Source organism: Actinospica sp., from assembly GCF_035552695.1.
Lineage (GTDB): Bacteria > Actinomycetota > Actinomycetes > Streptomycetales > Catenulisporaceae > Actinospica.
The window spans coordinates 1-1,661 of sequence record NZ_DASZKT010000252.1; the positions used below are offsets into that span (position 1 = coordinate 1).

Consider the following 1,661-nt stretch of genomic DNA (forward strand, 5'->3'; position numbering starts at 1 on the left):
CGCCAGGGGGCCGACGAACGTGTCGCCGCGTTCTTGCGGTACGGGACTGAGGTCGTGAAGCGCGGCTTCGACGGCCTGGAGGGTGCGGCGGTCGTCGAGAAGCTGGGCGTGACTTTCGTCGATGAGCCGAAGCGCGTCCTCAGTCGTGCCCCGGTTGATCGCCTGCATGATCAACGTGGCCGTCTGGTGGCCGTGTCCGGGCACGAGGGCGAGGAAGGCGCGCAGCGCTTGCGCGTGCAGCGGCGTGTAGGTGCGGTAGCCATGCGGAGTGCGTTCGGCCCCCGGAAGGATCCCGGCCGCCTCGTAGTTCCTGATCGCCTGCGTGGACAGGCCGTGCCCACGCGCCAGGTCGACGGGCCTGAGCCGCCCACCGTCTTGAAGGTTTCGCACCACTGTGCTGCCAATATCGCGGATAAGTTTCAACCGTTAGTTCAACGATACCGTTTAGGGTATGACTGCTGCTATCAAAGACGCCGCCCATGTCGTCGACGCTGCTACCGTCATGGGGTTGCTCCCGGCCCGGCCGCGGCTGCTTGCCTTGGGTGAGCCCACCCACGGCGAGGACGTTCTGCTCGACCTGCGAAACGATCTCTTCCGGCAACTCGTCGAGCAGGAGCGCTACCGGACGATCACGATCGAGAGCGACTGCATGATGGGCCTGGTCGTGGACGACTACGTCACGTCGGGTACGGGCATCCTTGACGAGGTCATGGAGCGCGGCTTCAGCCACGGCTTCGGCGCGTCTGCGGCCAACCGCGAGCTTGTGCGCTGGATGCGTGCGTTCAACGACGGCCAGCCCGTGTCACAGCGGCTGCGCTTCGCCGGTTTCGACGGCCCGCTGGAGATCACCGGCGCCGCGAGCCCTCGGCAGGCCCTCACCGCACTCCACGCCTACCTCACCGCCTGGGTTGACGCCGACCTGCTTCCCTGCACCGCGGAAACGCTCGACCGCCTGCTCGGCGCCGACGACCGGTGGACCAATCCCGCCGCGATGATGGACCCGTCCCAGTCCGTGGGGCAGACGCCCGAGGCCAACCAGCTGCGGCTGCTCGCCGACGACCTGGTAGCCCTGCTTGACACGCAGACGCCACACCTGATCGCGGCGTCCCTGCGGGACGACTGGGACCGGGCACGCATGTACGGTCGTACCGCCACCGGGCTGCTTCGGTACCACTTCTGGATGGCCGACACGTCACCGGGCCGCATGGCGCGGCTGCTGGGCCTGCGGGATTCGATGATGGCCGCCAACCTGCTCGCCATCGCCGAGCGGGGCCCGGCGCTGGTGCACGCCCACAACGGGCATCTCCAGCGGGACAAGAGCAGGATGCAGATGGGCGACCTGCCGCTGGAATGGTGGAGCGCCGGGGCGATCGTCAGCGCCCAGCTGGGCGAGGGGTACGCCTTCATGGCCACGGCCCTCGGCACGATCCGCCACCACGGTGTGGAGACCCCGCCCCCGGACACCATCGAAGGGCTCCTGTACGCGCTCCCGGAGGACCGATATGTCGTCGACGCCCGCCGACTGGCCGCTATCCTCGGCGACGTGACGCCCGCCGCTCGCGTGTCCCCCTGGTTCGGCTACTCCCCGCTGGACCCGGCCCACGTGGCTAGCAACGACGGGATCGCGTTCGTCAAGGACGCCCCGCCGAGCTAGGCTCCTC

Annotated in this window: 2 protein-coding genes; one reads left to right on the forward strand and one right to left on the reverse strand. The window is 68.7% G+C overall.

Features of this window, described 5'->3' with window-relative positions; all coding sequences use genetic code 11:
* Nucleotides 1–393: MerR family DNA-binding transcriptional regulator (locus tag VG296_RS28430; protein WP_349259728.1), on the reverse strand; the 393-nt coding region annotated here is incomplete at its 3' end.
* A gap of 58 nt (nt 394–451) precedes the next feature.
* Between VG296_RS28430 and VG296_RS28435 the strand changes: the two genes are divergently transcribed.
* Nucleotides 452–1,654, forward strand: a complete 1,203-nt coding sequence (locus VG296_RS28435; protein ID WP_325571303.1) for an erythromycin esterase family protein — start codon at nt 452–454, stop codon at nt 1,652–1,654.
* Nucleotides 1,655–1,661 lie beyond the last annotated feature (7 nt).

Bases quoted from the DNA above. Each gene is read 5' to 3' on its own strand.
- VG296_RS28435 (WP_325571303.1), top strand. From the start codon at position 452: ATGACTGCTGCTATCAAAGACGCCGCCCATGTCGTCGACGCTGCTACC.